Raw genomic sequence first — 19,954 nt, 5'->3', positions numbered from 1 at the left:
AAACCTCTTCAAATAAGAGGTTTTCTTCTTTTTGAAACTGAAGCTTGCTTAGACGTACTTGACTGGCTATGCTGTGATGGATTGTCATGAAAGCCAATTTTAATTTAAGCAAAATTAAGCTCTTGTATTACCAATATATAATCTATTTTGCTCGACTATAAATACCGAATGATTTAAAGGAAACCCAAAGATGAAATCTCGTGCAGCTGTCGCCTTTGCCCCAGGAAAACCTTTAGAGATTGTTGAAGTTGATGTTGCACCACCTCAAGCGGGTGAAGTTTTAATAAAAATTACCCATACAGGGGTATGTCATACCGATGCTTTTACATTATCTGGCGATGATCCAGAAGGTGTGTTTCCTGCTATTTTAGGTCACGAAGGTGCAGGTGTTGTAGTTGAAGTGGGTGAGGGCGTAACAAGCGTTCAACCAGGGGATCACGTGATTCCACTTTATACAGCTGAATGTAAAGAATGCTTATTCTGTAAATCTGGAAAAACAAACTTGTGTGTTGCAGTACGTGCGACTCAAGGTAAAGGTGTAATGCCAGATGGAACTACACGTTTTTCTTATAATGGTGAACCGATTTACCATTACATGGGATGTTCAACCTTTAGTGAATATACAGTAGTTGCAGAAGTATCTTTAGCTAAAATCAATCCTGAAGCGAATCACGAACAAGTTTGTTTACTTGGGTGTGGTGTGACGACTGGTATTGGCGCCGTGCATAACACAGCTAAAGTACAAGAAGGTGATTCGGTTGCCGTATTTGGTTTAGGTGGTATTGGTTTAGCTGTTGTACAAGGTGCGCGTCAAGCGAAAGCAGGACGCATTATTGTCGTAGATACAAACCCAGATAAATTTGAACTTGCTAAACAGTTTGGCGCTACAGATTTCTTAAATCCAAAAGATTATGACCAACCTATTCAGCAAGTGATTGTAGAAATGACAGGCTGGGGTGTAGATCATTCATTTGAATGTATTGGTAACGTTAATGTTATGCGCTCGGCTCTAGAGTGTGCACATCGTGGTTGGGGACAATCCGTTATTATTGGTGTTGCTGGTGCAGGTCAAGAAATTTCGACTCGTCCATTCCAGTTAGTTACAGGCCGTAAATGGTTAGGTACTGCTTTTGGCGGAGTAAAAGGGCGATCACAACTTCCTAAAATGGTCGAAGATGCTATGAAAGGTGAGATTCAACTTGAACCTTTTGTGACTCATACTATGCCTCTACAAGACATTAATACCGCTTTTGATTTAATGCATGAAGGTAAATCAATCCGCACAGTCATTCATTTTTAAAAAAAGAAAAAAGGGCTGTGATTCAGCCCTTTTTTACCACTTATAGTTTTATATCTTAAATGGCATTACCGCACATGTCAGTTGTACCCTGAGGATAGTTAAACTGTAGCGCATTACGGTCAGTAATGAGTTCGTTCGACAACTCTTGTCCAAATAATTGTTCAGCATATATTGATATATCACTTGAAACAAAAAAGCGTATATTCTCAAGTGGAGCAGGCAAAGTAGATTTATACCCCTGATCAACACCATTTATAATAAAGCCAACTTGCTTAGTGTTCTGATTAATATAAATACCTAATCTTTGGTATCCATTTGCATTATTTGTCATGTTTTGACCTTTAGAATATCGACTGTCAGGGCCAGTCTCATCACTAAGTCGGTAAGCTACAGAATAGCTTAATCTAGCAGGATTCTCACCAAAATCTGGATCATAAGTACCCATATCAAACCTAAAATTAGATCTGACTGTATAGCCATTATTTGTTACACCATTAAAACCAATGCCAGAGGAGTAATAAGCAGAATTACCAAGTGATGAGCTCCCAAGAGCTGAGGTTGGGATCTTAAGCTCTATTTCAAATGCAATAATACCTGTGTGAGGTATTATTAAATCACTAATGTCATTAGTAGAATTAAGACTAGCTTTACTTCTAGCTACATACTCTACAGTACCATACTCATTTTCTGGCATAGGCTCTACTTTAAGACTAAATTTTTGGCCAATTATTAATGGGAATATTTTAATTGGCCAATAGTCAATATGTTCATTGTTCCAAAGATCGTAATCTTCTTGAGTCGCATCAAAATTATATTGGCAGACTGGAGCAGAGGAATTAAGGTAGGTAGTTTGAGCCAAAAGCATTTGAGGTGCTAATTTTTCATTCTTTGTAGTTGATGAACTGCTTTTAGATGCTATTTTTTGACTAGTTTCTTTACCCAGTGCTGTATTTGCATTGTCAGAAGATACTTCATACATTGCCCAACATAATGTCACTGCACTAACAGCAATTATGCCTATTTTTTTCATAAATGTTCCTATCGAGTTAAGTAGTAAATTTTTAGAAAGTATTGATAAATTAAAATTTATTATTAATTTTTAAGCATTTGAAATTATTAGGTTTATAAACTATTGAATATGATTAATCATATTCAATAGTTACAGTAGCCATTGCACGTACTTTACCAGCCGTCACATTTGCGGCTGTTTGATAGTAGCGAGCAGTCATTGGTACGTTATATTGAAGTGTCTGGTTAGAAGACAATGTACCTAGGGCTAGTTTATCGCCTTTTTTGATGACTTGATTTTTATTTTGATAGTTCCAGAGTAACTGCACGCCTACGCCGTTTGCTTTCTCAGATGTTGGAGCAGTATTCGCTAAAACCTGATTGTTTGTTCCGTCTTGGGTAAAGTCGTAAGTTAAGCTAATGAGATTTTTCTCTTCGTAACCCGTTGGGTTGATACCACCATTACATAAGATGTTCATATCGAAGGTTTGTTCGCCTTGAGTTGAGCCAACACCTTTGAAACCAGCCTTTGTAACTGTAGGCAACTGTACAACTTTATTAATATTACCTTGAATTTCACATGAAGAAGAAGCGATGGTAATTGCATCACCGTTAACTGTACTGGTTAAAAAAGGGCGGTTTATATAACCACTTACATAATATCGACTATATAAACCAGGCACTAATGCACCCGAACCAGTCTGTGTAGCAGTTTTCACAATTTCGACAACAAAATATCCCGAAGCAAGATTATAAGTTGTTCCTGGTGTTAAACTACGGGTATACGGGTAATAACCAGAAAAGTTAGTTGCATTTTCTGCTTCACGGTATAACCGAATACCAATTCCAGGAATATTCGTTGAATAGATATTATTCCCTAGTGGACTTAATGCATAGCCTTGGGTAAGTGCCGCAGTAATAGTATCGCTATAAGAGGTACATGTTGCTATTGAACCATTGTCGGTAATTGGAAAAGTTGCTTTTCTCAAAACCATTCCCACAGGATCACTTGGTCGGATCACAACGCGACCTACGGCCATGGAAATGTCAACCGTGCTAAATGAGCCTCCTTTTTTGTTACTGGCTAAAGTACAGTAAGCATTAGCTTCACCATATACACCAAGACCAGCCGTAAATAAGAAACCTGTTAATAATATTCTTTTCATTTGCAGACAGCCTCAGTCATTACCATGCTTTGTTGCTTATTTTGCAACTGATTACTGATGTTGTACTCAACCGAACAACGTTCATTGCTTTCATCGCCCCATTTCACATAAAGACGATCTTGAGCAAGTGGAGTACGTAAGTAAATCATACTACCTTGTGCAACAATACCAACAGCTTCATCCTTCTGATTAAAGACTTGAGCTGCAAATGGTAAACTGTTGCCCTCTACAGTTTTACTATTAATATAAACTGCATAACCCGTTTTAGTTGCAAAGTCTACTTTAGCAATTGCACCAGCAAAAGGTGCAATTCGTTGACTTGTTTCTTCAAGTTCTACTTCGCTTGACATTTCTTGTGGATCAAGCGTAATGTCATTAAGACGGTAAGGAGTTACATAAGGAACTACCGCATAACCGGCCTTATTCACGCTTAAACCAACGGCATTATTAACTTTTGCTCCGGCAGCATCTGGCGCATGCACAAGTACCATTGTTTGACCTTGTTCAGGTCCAAATAAAATACCTTCTGAATGTGCAACTACACTACCAGTTAAGCTAACCATCGCCTGTTGGTAAGAATCAGCCACACTATAAGAACCACCAACAGTTGTATAGTTAGTACGATAACGACCATTTACGTTAAATGATGGATTCGCATAGTCCTGATGTGACATTGAAGCGCCATAACTAAAGCGATCTCCAACCATTCCACTTGCACCAACAGTACGGCTGTCTTCAGAGGCAGTAACGTTGACGTTAACTGAATTCTTTTTGAAATCAATCGGGAACGATAATGTCATTAAATATTCAGTATCGTGCATTTGATTTGTTGAGCCATATTCAACTTTACGGTTAATTGCAGATAAACCATAAGTTAAACCATGGAAATTATTACTATAACCAAGCTGATATTGTTTAGTACTTTCGCTACGGTTCCAATAGTCAACCCACGAACCCACTACATAGAAGTTACCCCAACCTTCAGGTAAACCTTGGTTCAAGGTAATTTGGAATTCACTACGTTGGCGACCAGCAGAGTAAGTATTAATACCTTTTTCTTCAAAATCGCGAATCTGTAGAGCATCACGTAATTTATAGAAGTTTTCTGTTGAGTAACGATAAGCTGCTAGCGTTAAGTTTGTGTTGGTCGGAGTGATCAACTTGCTATAACTTAAACGGAAACTTTGCCCCGATTGTGAGGACTGTTTTTCAAACTCAGCTTCAGAATGTGTAACGTCAAGTGCAATCGCACCAATTGGTGTAGCAAAAGCAGCACCCAATAATACAGCGGCATAATTTTCAGTTGCTTGTATACCCGTATAACCTGTTAGGTAGTTGTTAATCCCTTGCTGATATTTACCTTGAACAACCCAAGGATCGAGATCAATGTCTGGATCGCGGAACTGACCCACAGTTAAAGAATAACGGTTCATGCCAGGGCGTAACATCTGCACAACAGATGCATAAGGCACGGCAAATTTCTGTATTTCACCGTTAGCTTCAATAACAGTAACTTCAATTTCACCACCAAAACCAGTAGGGTAAAGGTCATTAATTTCAAAGTTACCTGGTGCTACTGTAGTTTGATAGATAAGTTGGCCTTGTTGACGAACTTCAATTTTTGCATTGGTTTTAGCATTACCACGAATACGCGGAGCATAACCAAGCATACTATTTGGTAGCATTCGATCATCACTTGAGAAATCGATACCACGATAACCATATGAGTCAAATACTTCGCCGTTTGTAAAACTATCCCCAAGTGTTAAAACACCACGGTATTTAGGGAATGCTCGCTGTAAGTAAGTACTTGTTTCTTCGTAACTTGATTTAGATTGATTTTCGGCAGGGGTATCTTGCCATTGCCATTGACCATTATGACGTAATTGCCAACCACCTAAATTTAATCCAGCAGTCACGCCCATAAAAGCATTTGACGTTTCGCTTTGATCATTAGACTGAGTAAATGTTTTGTAGGCACTGCCGTTATAAGATAAAAAAGCTGCATTAATCCCACGATCCCATAAACTTGGGTCGACATAGCCTTGCGCATTTTTTTGCAAAGCAACTTGCGGAATAGAAATATCTACACGTAAGCGAGAGTTATCAAACTCATAAAATGCATTTTCAACCCACTCTTCAATTTTATAACAACTATTTTCTTTTTGAAGAGCAGAGCGCTGCGCTAAAATCTCTTGTTTTACACCATATTCAGCAAGAGTATTTCCTGTAAAACAGGTTACAGCATTTTTATTTGATTCTAATGCTTTAAAGAACATACGACGTTTGCCAAACCATTGGCCATTTACATAAACGTCAACATTATATTCGCCTGGTAAAACAGGGTTACCGTATTTAAAACGAGAAATATCAACTTTTTGAGCATCGCCAATTAAAAAAGCAGAATCAAATTCAGCTTCTACAGGAGCACTCGCGACTGTTTCTTCAGCGTGCACGAATACAGGCATTGTCATTGTGACAACACCAGAAGCCAAGTAGTAACAAATATGGCGTTTTAATAATTTATAAGATTCTTGCCTTTTTTTTGGCATAACTAAGTCCGCCTACTCACATAATAGGTGCTTAAATTTATTAAAAAGATAAATCTGATTACTGAAGTTTTATTTGGTGTTCGACTCGACCACCATAGTCATTGACATTCATAAAACTCATATCTTGAAGATTGCCATTCTTAAGCTGAACAGACTCTTCAGAAAAAGGTTTAATCATTAAACCTTGAGGTAATAAATCAACTTTTTTATCACCTGCCTTTTGGTAAACAGAAGTCATCGTGATATGAAAAGGAGTTGGGTTTTTTACCGTTAAGTTTTGACCAGATTTAACCCATTGAAGCTTATCAGCTGCTAAATTCGCATCGTCTTTAATCGAAGCTGGTCGATAAAAGAATTTAATACGTGAGCGAATTGCTAATTGCAGGAAATTATCAGGCGTCGTATTTTCAGTTTTTGAAGTTGGTCTTGGAGGAATATCCAAAACGTTTAACCACAAAACTGTTTCTTGCTTCTGATTTAGCTGAGAAGCTGTTGGCAGAGCAGTAATACGAAGAGTCTGACTTTTTGTAGCCTCAACACGAGAAATAGGAGGAGCAATCATAAAAGGTACTTTTGATTGGTCCGGAGTGCTTTTTGAGTCGCCTTCATCAAGCCATGCTTGGACAAGTGCTGGTTTTGAACCGTTATTACTAACTTGTAGTGTAACTTCACGAGCATCCGAAGGATAAATCACACGAGTGCCATGAATTACAATTTCTGCTTGAGTAGCAGGTGCAACAACTGCTGAAGCAAATGCCAAACCTAACAAAAAATTATAACTGTTCAATTTCATTTCAGAATTCTCAACCAACAAAGATTCGGGAAAGCATCACAAAAAGAGGGCTTCTATGCGAACACAGAAACCCTCTCATCCATCAATTATTGATAGATAATTGTGTATTGAACAGAAGTGTTTACTTTACCAGCAGTAGAAGCGCCAGTTGCATAATATTCAGCATAGTAGTTAAGGTCTGCGCTACCAGCTGCAGCTACGTCAACCCATTGAGAGTTAGCTTGAGCACCGTTTGCACCAGCAGCAAGAACTGGGATGAAGTTGTTGTTGCTACCTAAAAGTTGAACGTTAACGTTTTTAGCACCAGTAGCGTCTTTGTTAAGTAAACGACCAGTATTAAAGTCAACGTTAGCACCTGGTTCGAAGTAAGTAGCTACTTTACCTTCAGAACAGTTAGCTAATTTAATTTGGAAAGGAGTACGACCAGCAACATCCCCAGCAACAGCTAAAGTTTGCTTAGAAACAGTTGGAAGAGTAACTGTGAAGTCTTTACCAGCTGGAGTAACGATGTCACAAGTTTTGTCTGTAACTAAACCATTAATTGTAATTGTACCATCAGCAGCTTGAGCATTCGCAATCCCTACAACCGAAAGAGCAGCGATCAAAGCAAGTTTTTTCATAGTGTTTTCTCAAAAGTCTGGATAAAAGTTTATTTCCTTACTTTTCCAGTGTTTGACATCTTGAAAAGTAATGCGGCGATATTAACACTTCTTAAACAGAATGCAAACTAGATCACATTATTTTCTCATAATTTTAATTAAATCACATTTTTTGATTTGGAATGCAGTGCTGGTTACTACAGCTTATATAGCTGTTTATAAAAGTTTTTTTGTTTTATGAAAAAGAGGGACTGCCGAAAAAAGCAAGTTACATAAGAACACTATGTAAATAAAAAAGAATTGAACAAATTATGTGAAAAAGAAGCTTAAATTCTTACAATACAATTATATAGAATAATTTATGCATATGTATATAGAAAAAATATACAAATAGCCATTTTTTATAAAAAAAGAGCGACTCATCATTTAATTCATCAAAATGTGCGATGAATTCGACAAATCACTCTTAATTCATACTTATTATAGGAATAGCCTCAAAAGCTACGCCTTAGTAAGTTAGTGATAATTGATAACCACCACTTTGCGATTAGAGCCTATACTTTCAATGCTAGTGTCCATTTTCTCAGTATGTTGAGCTAAGTTAGAAAGGCTATTTTTATTTAAATATTCACTATCAAGTTTAACATTTAAATTGTTTACCTCAACACATTCTATCTCGCTATGTTGTGTTGAGCATGTATCTTCAACAATATTTCCTCTTATCATTATTGTGTTATTTGCATAACAAAATAATGGGGAAGTGGAAAGCACCATCAGAATAAGAAGTTTAAAAATATTATTTTTCATTTTATATACCTATTTATAAAATAGTTTATATATATTTGATACAATATTTTTAATTCAAAAACAATCATTAAGTTTAAATCAAGAAAAATTATTAATTTTCATGTGATATAAATCACATTAACTATTTTAAATAATGTAATAGTTAGAATTCTTCAACTATATTAATCATGTAATTATTTAAAAATAAAATAATTAATTTAACTTATTGATATTTATATGATTTTAAAAATTAAAGATTAATAAACAAACAGAGCGATATAAAAACATCATATGATATATGATTAAATATTTAATAAATATGTAATTTATTATTTTACCTCTAATATTTATATTGCAAAATTACTACAGAGTAATAAGATACCAATTTTATTTAAAATGTGACTAATTTAACTTTATTAGAAATTAATTAAAAACTAATTGCACTTTATTTATTAAAAATTATTACGCATCACAAATACATTGAAACTCATCACACTTTTTCAATATATTGAGGCGTAAAATATAGTTTCCTAACGACAATTTAAATATGTACGATTTTTTAAGAATGAACAATATCAATTAGAAATACGAACTGGAGAAAAAGTGTAGCAGCATTCAGGGAGCATCTTTAAAAATTATTTAAAAGAAGCACATGTATTTGAGATAACGGCATAATAAATATTTTTCTAATTTCAGATTTAAAGAAGTTTGGCCATGGACTTGATTTGTAGCCAGACAGCATTTTGTTGAGTTTTATAAGTGTTATTTGAATAAAGAAATCGTTATTTCTGTGACATTGGTATCAATAGACAGCAATATTTTTTATTGTATTAGTGGTGATGGTAAGGCGCTACAGCTAGAAGAAATTGCTAGGGCTAAAAATTCAATAGCATCAGAGACTTAATAGTGAATTATATAATTGTTCGTATAATGTATATTATGTTAAATAGAAGATTTGGAAACCTACCATATATAAGACTCTGGCTACTCTACGTTGCTGCTACGCCGCTTATTCTTTACTACAGTAAATTCAGCTTAGTATCTGTTGCTCAAGCAACTTATTAGCCCTTAGCGCGCTTAACGATTTAAACTGACTAACCATATTTCTAATTTTAGCCAGAAAAACACTCTAGGCAGCGTTCTATAAAATGTCATTACATTTTTAATTTGCCCTAGCTAGAACGCGTAAGTTACTTACCACTTTTACGGGTTTCATTTTTTGGCTACTGTTACTGCGATACAGATTTCTTTTTCTAAATCGCCTTTTGAGCGTTAAAGTTATTAATTTGCTTAGGCTAAATTTCAATACATAGAATATTTTATATCTTATTGAAATTTATAAATATATTTTAAAAACCCCTTTACAGGCTTAGAAAAACTGATATAGTACGTGCGTACAACTATTCTTTGGATTTCTATCACCACAATACATACAGCATTTCAAATACTCACACCAATGCATTAAAAAATATTCAAGCAATCTTTCCTGCTCATTAGGTTTAAATTCAAACCCTCTCATTTTCCAACTAGTTCAGGTTATAATAATGGACTCCAAAAATATTGTTGATCTATTATGAACGCCTCCAATGACCCTTTACACGGCAAAAAACTTGCTGACATTTTGGATGAATTATTGGATTACTACGGTGGTTTTGAGGGCTTAAGTCGTAAAATTGAAATTAGATGTTTTTGCATAGATCCAAGTGTTAAATCATCCTTACGATTCTTACGTACCACACCATGGGCACGTGAAAAAGTAGAAAGCTTATATTTGTATGTCTTACGCCAAAAAGCCAAACAGAAATCGTAGCCATCAAAAATCTAGCCTTAGCATTTTAATTTAAGTTAAAAAACCCACTTTCGTGGGCTTTCCTGTTTAATGTAAGGGCATTTTATCTAAGGTACTTTGCTGTGCTCCTAGCTCAGAACGTACAACCTGCAATTCAAATCCTTGTCTATCCAGCACAGCTCTAGTGCTTTTATCGGTTAATGAAAAGAATATACTGACCAAAAATGCTAATGGCATTGAAAATAATGCAGGATTATCAAATGGAAATATAGCTTTTTCATGGCCTAATACTCCAACCCAAACTGTAGGAGATAAAACTACAAAAATAATTGCAGAAATAATCCCTGTAAAACCACCATATATAGCTCCTCTAGTGGTCAAATCTTTCCAATACATAGAAAGAATAAGTACAGGAAAGTTAGCTGAAGCAGCTATACCGAACGTGAGACCCATTAAGAAGGCGATATTCATTTTTTCAAATAAGATTCCACATGCTATTGCAATTACACCTAAAACTACGACAGAAAGTCGAGATATAACCATTTCTTGTTTTTCAGTTGCTTTGCCTTTTTTAATTACTTTTTGAAATAAATCATGAGAAATTGCTGAAGCTCCAGCCAATGCCAAACCAGCAACAACCGCCAAAATCGTTGCAAATGCTACAGCAGATAAAAAGCCAAGTAGTAAATTTCCACCAAGCGCCTTTGCTAGATGCATAGCAACCATATTACTACCACCAATGAGGTCACCACCTAATTGTCCATCTACAAAATAGTGGGGATTAGTACCTACTATAGCGATTGAAGCCAAACCTAAAATACAGACTACAATAAAGAAATACCCAATGTAGCCTGAAGCGTAAAACACTGAACGACGTGCTTCAGCAGCATTTGGTACTGTAAAAAAGCGCATAAGAATATGTGGTAAGCCTGCTAAACCAAAAATTAAACCTATAGACATAGATAATGTATTAATTGGGTTTGATAGCATTGGTCCTGGTTCTAAGACTTTTTGTCCAAGTTTATGCGCATTAACGGCGGCCGTAGCCATATTATTTAGACTGAAACCAAATGCTTTAAATGCCAGAAATACTAAAACTGTTCCACCAAAGAGTAAAAGAATTGCTTTAACAATCTGTATCCACGTTGTAGCAAGCATTCCTCCAAAAATGACATATACCAGCATTAAACAACCAACAAGAATGACAGCAATTTTATAATCTAATCCAAACAGTAATTTAATAAGCTGGCCTGCTCCCACCATTTGCAAAATTAAGTAGCAACATACCACGATGAGCGAGCCACAAGTTGCTAAAATACGCGTTCTTTGCGGATCTAGTCTATACGAGACAATATCGGCAAAAGTATATTTTCCAAGGTTTCTAAGTCTCTCAGCCATCAAGAAAGTTAAAATGGGCCAGCAAACAAAAAAGCCAGTCACATAGATAAAGCCATCATAACCTTTGAAGAAAACCATACTTGAAATACCAAGTAAGGTTGATGCCGACATGTAATCTCCAGCAATTGCCAGACCATTTTGTTTAGCAGAAATTGCATTGCCAGCCGTATAAAAATCTTCTTTTGATACAGTTTTCTTGGCAGCTTTAAAGGTAATAAGCAATGAAATACCAACTACGCATGCAAACATGATGATTGCAGTCCAGTTTCTGGGCTCACTTGGAGCCGCCCAAGCACCCGAGCTAAGTAAAGCGAGAATGATAAAAGCTATATATTTATTCATAACGGTATTCCTTTCTTAATTTTTCTTTTTGTTTGTCAAAATATTGATTTGTAATGAAAATATATAAGCCAGTTATTAGCCAGCTTGATACAATAACAATTGCAGCGATAGGCAAACCAACTGTGATCTTGCTTGCTTCTAATGGCATTGCAAGCAACTCAGGTCGAAATGTGGCTGTTCCTATAAAAATAAAATAAATGCTAAGTACGATTAAACTTAAAAAAACAGCGAATCGGTTTCTTTGCTTCACCATCTTTTTAAACTTAGTATCTAAAACGATGTTTGCTTCCTGAGAGTAGTTCATATAAAAAATCCTTTTTTATGTAGATCATTATTTACATTCAGCAAAAGCACTATTGATGAAATAGTCGTGATACCGTTCTCTCAATATCTTTTTACTGATTTTTCCAGTCGGTGTATGCGGTATTTCTTCTACTAATATCGTTGCTGACGGAATGGCCCATTTATGTAATTTAGAGGATAGGAAAACTACAATTTCCTCATGTTCAATAATTTGTTCGGGAGATTTTGGCACCAGTATTAAAAGTGGGCGTTCACCCCATTTTGGATGATTGGCAGCAATAACAGCGGCTTCAGCAACTTTTTCATACCCCATCGCTGCATTTTCAACTTCAACACTACTGACCCACTCTCCTCCTGACTTAATCATATCTTTGGCACGGTCTGTAATATGCATATATCCATATTCATCTATGCATGCGATATCTCCTGTATCAAACCATGTATTATTTTCATCTAAGGTTTTAGGCTGATTGATATATTGCTCAGCAATCGTATGTCCTCTTACTTCTAAAATGCCTTCATGAACACCATCGTGAGGAAGTAGTTGATGATTCTCATCACGTAATCTCATTGAAAGGCCAAAGATAGGTTTACCGCACTTAATTGATTGAGTTTCAATATTGTTTTTGATTTGATCTAATCGATTACAAGTTCCCATTGAACTGGTTTCAGTCATTCCCCAAGCATTTTCAACAGCAACGCCATATTGGCTCAAAGACTCAATTAGTGAATATGGTGCAGCGGAGCCACCAGAAATCGCACGTTTTAAACTGACTGATGAAATCTGATGATCTTCAAAATAATTTTTAAAAGAATTCCAGATGGTAGGAACAGCCATAGAAATATCGACATGCTCTGATTGGATCAAATTGAAAATTTTCTCAGTCTGACCGGCAAATGAGTGAGGCCAAACAATTTTTGCTCCAGATAAAACGGCGTTAAATGGCATTCCCCATGCACTAATATGATAAAGAGGAACCAATGGCATAATACAACTGTCATGCGTTAAACCAATCGCATTTGGCATGCTGAGTATTAACGCATGTAATACTGTACTACGATGTGAATAAAGAACACCCTTGGGATCACCTGTTGTACCGGATGTATAGCAAAGTCCACTTGCACGTTGTTCTGGGATATCTGGCCAATCATATTGAGGCTGCTCTAGAGCAATGAGTTCTTCATAAAAGACAAAGTCAAATTGTGCTTTTAAATTTTTATTGGGGTCACCGAGCACAATAAATTGTTTTATGACTTGCTTTATATTGTCATAGATAGAATCAACTAATGCCAAACAATCTGCTTCAATAATGAGTACTTCATCTTGAGCAGAATTGATAATTTGAATGAGTTGTTCAGGCGCCAATTTAGGATTAATTGTATGATAAATTTTTCCCGTACATGGAATGGCATAGTGCAATTCAAAATGCTGATATGAGTTCCATGCCATCGTTCCGACTTTAGCATCAGAACTTATATTTAATCGGTCTAGCGCATTGGCAAACTGAGCTACACGTTCGAAAGCATCTTTATATGTATATCGGTGTTTACTTATCCCATCTGCTTTCAAAGTCACAATTTCTTGATCTGCGTAAACTGTCAAAGCATGCTGCATTATTGAAGTAATGTTTAAATTACAATGCATCATTAATCCATTCGTCATTCTTATTTCCTCACACAATTTAGCAACTGATTCAGATGCTTATATGAGTCAATGCAACTATGATGCCAAATTATTTTTACATTATTTTCAATAACTTACTTTGTTTTTTATTTTTCTTTTTTGAAAAAATTTCAATTTTGAAATTAGTGATTTATGAGTTTCATTCTACGCCATAAAGTCGTTCGACTAATCCCGAGTTTTTGTGCAGCAAGGTCTAAATCACCATCTACTTCTGAAAGTGTTTGCTCAATCAAACTCAACTCTTGATTAACCTTTACCTCTTTTAATAAAGGTTGCGCCGTGTGGTGATTTTGAGATTGAAATAGCTCGGGTAACTGTTGCTTTAAAAATTCTGGAGTTAAAATTTCATGATCAAGCTGTAACAGCACATTGATTCTTTCAACAATATTTTCAAGTTCACGGATATTGCCCGGCCAAGAATAGTGTAAAAAAGCCTTCTGTAAAATATTTGGCAAATCATCCAGTGTTTTTCTATATTTCTCTAGAAAGGAATTGGCTAAATACAAGATATCTTCTTTTCGTTCTTTTAAAGACGGCGTATACACTCTTAAAATATTTAAACGATAGTAAAGATCTGCCCGAAAGCTCCCATTTCGTACTAACTCTTCTAAGTTCGCATGAGTTGCAGCAATCACACGTATATCTAAATGATGACTCACCACTGAACCTAAGCGGTTAATTTGTCTTTCTTGTAAGACTCGTAAAAATCTAGTTTGTAGATGTAATGGCATATCTCCAATTTCATCTAAAAAAAGCGTACCTGCATGTGCCGCTTCAATGAGACCAATACGCCCATTTTTCTTAGCCCCAGTAAAAGCACCTTCCTCATAACCAAATAATTCGCTTTCTAATAAGCTTTCGGGAAAAGAAGCACAGTTGATTGCAACAAAAGGCGCTTTATAACGACTGCTATGATTATGAATACTTTGTGCTAAAACTTCTTTACCTGTACCACTTTCACCTGTAATGAGAATCGTACTATCGGTTTTTGCATATGCTTTTGATAACTTGATAATTTGTTGAAAATTAGTGTTCTGCGTCAAAATCTGGTCAAAGGTATATCTTGTATTAAAATTCTTTGATGAAACCTTTCTAAACTGACTATTAGACTGCTCTAAGGCATTTAACTCCTGCACTCTTAAGATATAGCCATCTATATAGTCATTTTTTAGCTTGGAAATATATACAGCAAGCTTTAGATTTTTAAATTGAACGAGTTGATGACTATTTTCTTGATCGATATCAAAGTTGAGCCCTTCAAAAATCTCTAATGCTGGTTTGTTTAATACATCTGAAGGATCTTTTTCGAGTAAAGCACTCATGGAGTTATTAATTAAAGAAATCTTTTTTTGTTTTGTGATAAAACAAATACCTTCATTTAAGTGATTAAAAATCTCGGTCAAACGTAAAGTCGAGTACTGCTCCCTACGGATCTTTTCAAGGGTACGCAAAGCATTTTGCAGCAAGTCTTTTAAAGACGGCACACTAATGGCTAAATGCCCGACTAGATTTTCATTGAGTGCCAGCTCTACTGCAACAGGCGAACCAATAATGGCATCAAAGCCTTGCTTCTTAATTAAATGAATGGTTTTCTTGGCATCTAAATATGAGTCATAGTTAAATTGTTGTATATCTAAAGCAAAAATATCCGAATAGTTCTCAAGATCAACTGTAGACGTGTTCCCAACCAAAGCAATGCGCTTATATTGTTTTAAATTTGATATGGCCTGAATGACATCAAAAGTGCCGGTTCGAATAACCTGAATATCTATATTTAATTTCTTTTGTAGAAAACTTGCTGTAGCTCCCGTACAAAGAAGAATCTGACAGCCATTTTCTACTAAGGTTTGAGCAACATCTTGTACATCAGAAATATGACATTCCACCAAATCAATTTCATCAGAATCTACTTCTTTTATAGCTTGCTCAACCAAAGCACGAAAACCATTAATATTAGGTTTATTAATATAGGTGACCAAAATATTAATTGGTTTTCGATTTAGCATTTTTTACTCCATTAAAAAACGTTTTATATAGGGGCGGAACTATGACCGCCGTCGACTTTAATTTCGATGCCTGTGATGCCTTGGCCCGCTTGAGAAGCAAGTAATAGTAAAGGCCCATTTAAATCATCAAATTCTACAAACTTCCTTGTAGGAATCTTCTTTAAAAGCTGTTGCCCTGCCTCACTCGTTAAATATTCCTCATTAATTTCAGTAATCATATAACCTGGAGCGATGGCATTTACATTTATACCAAATCTAGCTAACTCTACTGCCATTACTTCTGTTAAATGGCGTAATCCAGCTTTTGACGCACAGTACGGGCTAACACCAAGGTTAGTAGACTGAGAAAGAATTGAAGTGATATTGATGATCGACCCTTTTTGTCCAGCCTTAATCATATGCTGCACAACTTCTTGTGTACATTGCCAAGGAGCTTTAAGGTTGGTATCTACAATCTTATCCCAGTCTTCATCGTTATAATCTAAGAAACGCTTGGTATCACCTACTCCAGCATTATTAATTAACACATCTATTGTGATTCCTTCTGCTTCTAAGGCAGTGAGCATATCTTTTACAGCTAAACGGTCATTTATATCTAATGAAAAAGTATGAACTTTTACTCCAAACTCATTTTTGATATAGCTCTCTAACTCTTTCAATCGTTCTAACCGTCTGGCACAAATGACAATATGAGCGCCTTCTTTAGCAAACAATTCAGCCATATGATGACCCAAACCACTTGAAGCACCCGTAATTAAAATATATTTATCTTTTACATCAAAAATATTCATTCTTTTATACCTCCCTTTATTATGCCTGTTTCCCTAATAGCTTTTTAGCAATGCTCATGCGATGGACTTCATTTGCTCCATCATAGATTCTGAAACCGCGTGCATCTTTAAAAATCTTGCAGACTACTGATTCATCCGTCATGGCCTGGCCACCTAAAATCTGAACTGACCGATCCACCACACGCCATATACCTTCAGAGCTGATCACTTTAACTAAACTGGACTCGTAATTTCCTTTCTCGCCCAAATCTAAAACTTGCGCGCAATAATGAACGGCTAATCGAGTCGTTAAGATATCCATTTCATTATCAGCAAGCATAAAACCCACACCTTGATGATCGCCTAATCTCTTACCAAAAGATTGACGCCCACGTGCATATTGAGTAGCAATATCATGTGCTCTCTTGGCTTGTCCCAGCCATCTCATGCAATGGGTTAAACGAGCTGGGGCTAGGCGAACTTGAGCATATTTAAAACCTTTACCAATTTCACCTAAGACATTTTCTTTAGGTATACGTAAGTTCTCAAAGCGTAAAATGCCATGTCCTCCCGAAAAACATGAATCCATAGCATTCATACTTTTTTCTAATATAAATCCCTCAACATCCGTATCTGTTAAAAACATAGAAGCAGTGCCATCTTCCATCTTTGCCATAATAATAGCGACACTTGCTCCTTCTGCTCCTGTAATTAACCATTTACGCCCATTAATAACGTAATCATCTCCATCAGCAATTGCGGTTGTTTGAAGCATAGATGGATCTGAGCCAGCACCCGGTGCAGGTTCCGTCATAGCAAAGCAGGATCTAATTTCCCCCGCGACTAGCTTTCTTAACCATCTTTCTTTTTGTGCATCATTTGCAACAGCATCTAATAGATGAATATTTCCTTCATCGGGCGCATGAATGTTTAAAGCAATAGGACCTAAAGCAGAATACCCCGCTTCTTCAAAAGCCACAGCCTTTTGTAAGTGCGACCATCCAAGCCCTCCCATCTCCTGACTTGCATGTGGCGTAAGTAGTCCCCAACGGCGTGCGCGACTCACTAATTCACTGCGTAAAACTTCACTAGGGCCATGGCTATCTTGACGAGGATCACTTTCTAATGGAATTACCTCTTGTTGGATAAATTCTCTTACTTTTTGTTGTAATTCTAATAATTCATTAGATAGCGTGATCATGAGCTGAGCTCCTTTAATTTAAAACCTTGGGTCGCGATATAAGTTTCATACACATCATCCATAGCGCTATTAAATAGCTCATTTTTAATCAGATTATATGCAGTGAAGTTTTGGAGTTTGATTCGTTTACTTATGACAATTTGATTTTCAATCGTTAGATCAAGAATGTTTAAGCAGCCATAATCTTGTTCCTGCGAATAAACATCTTTACAGTCATGCCCATATACCCAATTAATAAGTATTCTGTTCACAATATCGTGCGAAGAGATAAGAATATTCTGGTCTTTGTTCGCCGTTAAAATTATCTTTTCAAACCATGTCAGTACACGAGTAATAAAGAGAGACCAGCTTTCACCTTGTACAAACAATTCAAGATTGTTTTTATGGAATTGATAAGCCTTTTTGATTTCCAGCTCAGCGCGATCAGAAGAAATTTCCCTTAAACGCCCTGCTTTAATTTCTCGAATATCATCAAATGACATAATGTCTTTAGATTCGTTTTGATAGCTATTCAGAATCTCTGCGGTCTGTATTGAACGAGGCATGGTAGACGAATAAATTTTTTCAAAATTAATATCGCGTAATTGATGCGCTAAACCTTGTATTTGTTCTATTCCACGTTGAGATAACTGGGCAAATTTAGGATTAATTGGATTATTATCTGCATCAAAATATGAAACATGACCATGTCGAACCAAATAAATACGTAGCCGATGCTTATCCATGATGGGCCACCTTGGGTTCAGTAATTTTTAGGTCTTCAGAATTAAGAGCTTTTAATATTTCAAATGTATGCTCAGATTGTTTACCCTCACGTATATCGGCAATAAACAATTGAATAGCATCATCAACATCTTTGATTGGAAAAGAAAAATAATCTTGTAAAATTCCTGAGCTATGTAATGAACAAGTTTCCTTTTGCAAAATATAAGCCTGCAAAATTTCAAAGCTTCGCATCAGCATTAACAAGTTATATTTCTGACTGCCCGATTGCGGTAAAAGCTCATTCTTGATCACGGCTTGACTCGCTTTGATCAGGTCAATCATTTTTTGCTCTTTCATTCTTTTTCTCCCAATATTTCCAAGATATTCTTTTCAAGGCGGGGAACTAAAAATTCCGTTAAGGCTAGTTCAAGTGATGGAGTAGTCATTTCATTGTTTCGGTCAGACTGCTGCATGGCAATAATTGCCCATCGAACATGAGACAGCACATGCCAGAACTTCATTTCAAATTCAGGGATGTAGATATCGGAAATTTCCGCATAGGCTTTGGCAAAGTCCTTATATGAACCTATACCACCAGCTATATTTTCATCTTGACCAAAACGCCAGCATTTAGAAGTAAACCAACCTATATCTTCTCTACGGTCACCCCACTGGGTAAACTCCCAATCTAAAATTCCAGAAATCTGGTCATCATTAATCATGATGTTGCCTATACGGTAATCACCATGGACTAACACCAGATCATCTACCTTTGGAATATTGTTGAACATCCATTGAATGGCATACTCAAGAATTGGACGATGTCTTTTTAAGCTATCTAGCTGCTCTATAAAACTTTTAAGTTTTTTCTCTAGATATTGATCTTTATCCGGTTTGGGAAGTAATTTTTCTAATATTTCATCTGATTGAATGGCATGAATGAAGGCCAGTTGTTTACCAATTTCTTGAGTAATTTTTTTCCTTTTTTCTTCTTCAGCAATGCGGACTAATTTATGGCCTTCTGTTACACCATCAATTTTTTTCATAATGAAGAAATCACTATTTAAAAAGTTAGGTGACTTCTCAAAATAAAGCGGCTGTGGGACTTTAATTCCAAAATGATATAGGCGATCTAAAAGTAAAAACTCTTGCTCCCGATCTGAACTGGCTTCTACGCTAGACTCAGCATTTTTTCGCAGGACTAAGGCAAAATCTTGAGTTTGAACGAGCCAATTTTCTTGAATAGCTCCACCACTCATCTTTTTTAACTGAATCTCATGAGGAATTAACCCCAGATTTTCCTGCAATAATCCGCTCAATTGCAGTATATGGTTAGCATTCATTATTCACTCCTTGTAACTCTATTCATTAGAGCAATTTATATGCCACTATTTTTTAATTTAAATTCAATAACTTAAAAACAAGAAATCATTTCAAATATGAAATTAATTTCACCTTTGAAATATTGTCATTTCAGAGAGTTAATAAGTGTTTTGTTAAAAATTTAAATTTTGATGGATCAATTTATTGAAGTTTAAAAATATGATGATTT

The 19,954-nt window shown here is 35.9% G+C and carries 17 protein-coding genes; 2 read left to right on the top strand and 15 right to left on the bottom strand.

The window, feature by feature from the left end; all coding sequences use genetic code 11:
• Positions 1-190: 190 nt before the first annotated feature.
• Positions 191-1,300: an S-(hydroxymethyl)glutathione dehydrogenase/class III alcohol dehydrogenase gene (locus tag F968_RS09035; RefSeq protein WP_004792384.1), complete on the top strand. Its 1,110-nt coding sequence runs from the start codon at positions 191-193 to the stop codon at positions 1,298-1,300.
• A 55-nt stretch (positions 1,301-1,355) separates the two neighbouring features.
• Here the strand turns inward: F968_RS09035 and F968_RS09030 are convergent, their stop codons facing one another.
• The 6 genes from F968_RS09030 to F968_RS09005 all read right to left on the bottom strand — a co-directional run bounded on the left by F968_RS09030 (position 1,356) and on the right by F968_RS09005 (position 8,225).
• Positions 1,356-2,330, bottom strand: a complete 975-nt coding sequence (locus F968_RS09030; protein ID WP_004792382.1) for a DUF4882 family protein — start codon at positions 2,328-2,330, stop codon at positions 1,356-1,358.
• Between the two features lie 112 nt (positions 2,331-2,442).
• Complete coding sequence (locus F968_RS09025) at positions 2,443-3,474, bottom strand: fimbrial protein (protein WP_004792381.1); 1,032 nt, start codon at positions 3,472-3,474, stop codon at positions 2,443-2,445.
• Complete coding sequence (locus F968_RS09020; RefSeq protein ID WP_004792380.1) at positions 3,471-6,026, bottom strand: fimbria/pilus outer membrane usher protein; 2,556 nt, start codon at positions 6,024-6,026, stop codon at positions 3,471-3,473. Before F968_RS09020 ends, F968_RS09025 begins: the two co-directional genes overlap by 4 nt.
• Positions 6,027-6,084: 58 nt before the next feature.
• Entirely contained in the window at positions 6,085-6,819 is a 735-nt protein-coding gene (locus tag F968_RS09015) for a fimbrial biogenesis chaperone (protein WP_004792379.1), read from the bottom strand.
• Positions 6,820-6,905: 86 nt separating this feature from the next.
• Entirely contained in the window at positions 6,906-7,439 is a 534-nt protein-coding gene (locus F968_RS09010; protein WP_000731817.1) for a fimbrial protein, read from the bottom strand.
• A 495-nt stretch (positions 7,440-7,934) separates the two neighbouring features.
• On the bottom strand, positions 7,935-8,225 hold the full coding sequence (locus tag F968_RS09005; RefSeq protein ID WP_004792375.1) for a hypothetical protein: 291 nt from the start codon (positions 8,223-8,225) through the stop codon (positions 7,935-7,937).
• A 1,552-nt stretch (positions 8,226-9,777) separates the two neighbouring features.
• On the opposite strand from F968_RS09005, the gene F968_RS09000 reads away from it, so the two are divergent.
• Positions 9,778-10,014 carry a VF530 family protein gene (locus F968_RS09000; RefSeq protein ID WP_003651786.1) on the top strand — a complete coding sequence of 79 codons (237 nt, stop codon included), beginning with the start codon at positions 9,778-9,780 and terminating at the stop codon, positions 10,012-10,014.
• Positions 10,015-10,080: 66 nt separating this feature from the next.
• On the opposite strand, the gene actP is transcribed toward F968_RS09000, so the two are convergent.
• From actP to F968_RS08955, 9 genes are all read right to left on the bottom strand, one after another.
• Positions 10,081-11,733, bottom strand: a complete 1,653-nt coding sequence (gene actP, locus F968_RS08995) for a cation/acetate symporter ActP (RefSeq protein ID WP_004792373.1) — start codon at positions 11,731-11,733, stop codon at positions 10,081-10,083.
• Positions 11,726-12,037 carry a DUF485 domain-containing protein gene (locus F968_RS08990; RefSeq protein ID WP_004792370.1) on the bottom strand — a complete coding sequence of 104 codons (312 nt, stop codon included), beginning with the start codon at positions 12,035-12,037 and terminating at the stop codon, positions 11,726-11,728. Before F968_RS08990 ends, actP begins: the two co-directional genes overlap by 8 nt.
• A gap of 27 nt (positions 12,038-12,064) precedes the next feature.
• Positions 12,065-13,699: a long-chain-fatty-acid--CoA ligase gene (locus F968_RS08985; protein WP_004792369.1), complete on the bottom strand. Its 1,635-nt coding sequence runs from the start codon at positions 13,697-13,699 to the stop codon at positions 12,065-12,067.
• A 143-nt stretch (positions 13,700-13,842) separates the two neighbouring features.
• The gene (locus tag F968_RS08980; RefSeq protein ID WP_004792367.1) at positions 13,843-15,726 is read right to left on the bottom strand and encodes a sigma 54-interacting transcriptional regulator; all 1,884 of its coding nucleotides are present in this window, start codon (positions 15,724-15,726) and stop codon (positions 13,843-13,845) included.
• Between the two features lie 23 nt (positions 15,727-15,749).
• A complete protein-coding gene (locus tag F968_RS08975) occupies positions 15,750-16,517 on the bottom strand; it encodes an SDR family NAD(P)-dependent oxidoreductase (protein WP_004792365.1) in 768 nt (255 codons plus the stop codon).
• Between the two features lie 19 nt (positions 16,518-16,536).
• A complete protein-coding gene (locus tag F968_RS08970; protein WP_004792364.1) occupies positions 16,537-17,697 on the bottom strand; it encodes an acyl-CoA dehydrogenase family protein in 1,161 nt (386 codons plus the stop codon).
• On the bottom strand, positions 17,694-18,422 hold the full coding sequence (locus tag F968_RS08965) for a histidine phosphatase family protein (RefSeq protein ID WP_004792362.1): 729 nt from the start codon (positions 18,420-18,422) through the stop codon (positions 17,694-17,696). Before F968_RS08965 ends, F968_RS08970 begins: the two co-directional genes overlap by 4 nt.
• The gene (locus F968_RS08960) at positions 18,415-18,759 is read right to left on the bottom strand and encodes a hypothetical protein (RefSeq protein ID WP_004792361.1); all 345 of its coding nucleotides are present in this window, start codon (positions 18,757-18,759) and stop codon (positions 18,415-18,417) included. The genes F968_RS08965 and F968_RS08960 overlap by 8 nt, the downstream gene beginning before the upstream one ends.
• On the bottom strand, positions 18,756-19,745 hold the full coding sequence (locus F968_RS08955; protein ID WP_004792360.1) for a phosphotransferase family protein: 990 nt from the start codon (positions 19,743-19,745) through the stop codon (positions 18,756-18,758). The genes F968_RS08960 and F968_RS08955 overlap by 4 nt, the downstream gene beginning before the upstream one ends.
• Positions 19,746-19,954 lie beyond the last annotated feature (209 nt).

Origin of the sequence: Acinetobacter sp. NIPH 817 (assembly GCF_000368405.1) — a bacterium.
Lineage (GTDB): Bacteria > Pseudomonadota > Gammaproteobacteria > Pseudomonadales > Moraxellaceae > Acinetobacter.
The sequence above is the reverse complement of the archived record's forward strand: the minus strand, read 5'-3'. Positions and strand labels throughout refer to the sequence as shown.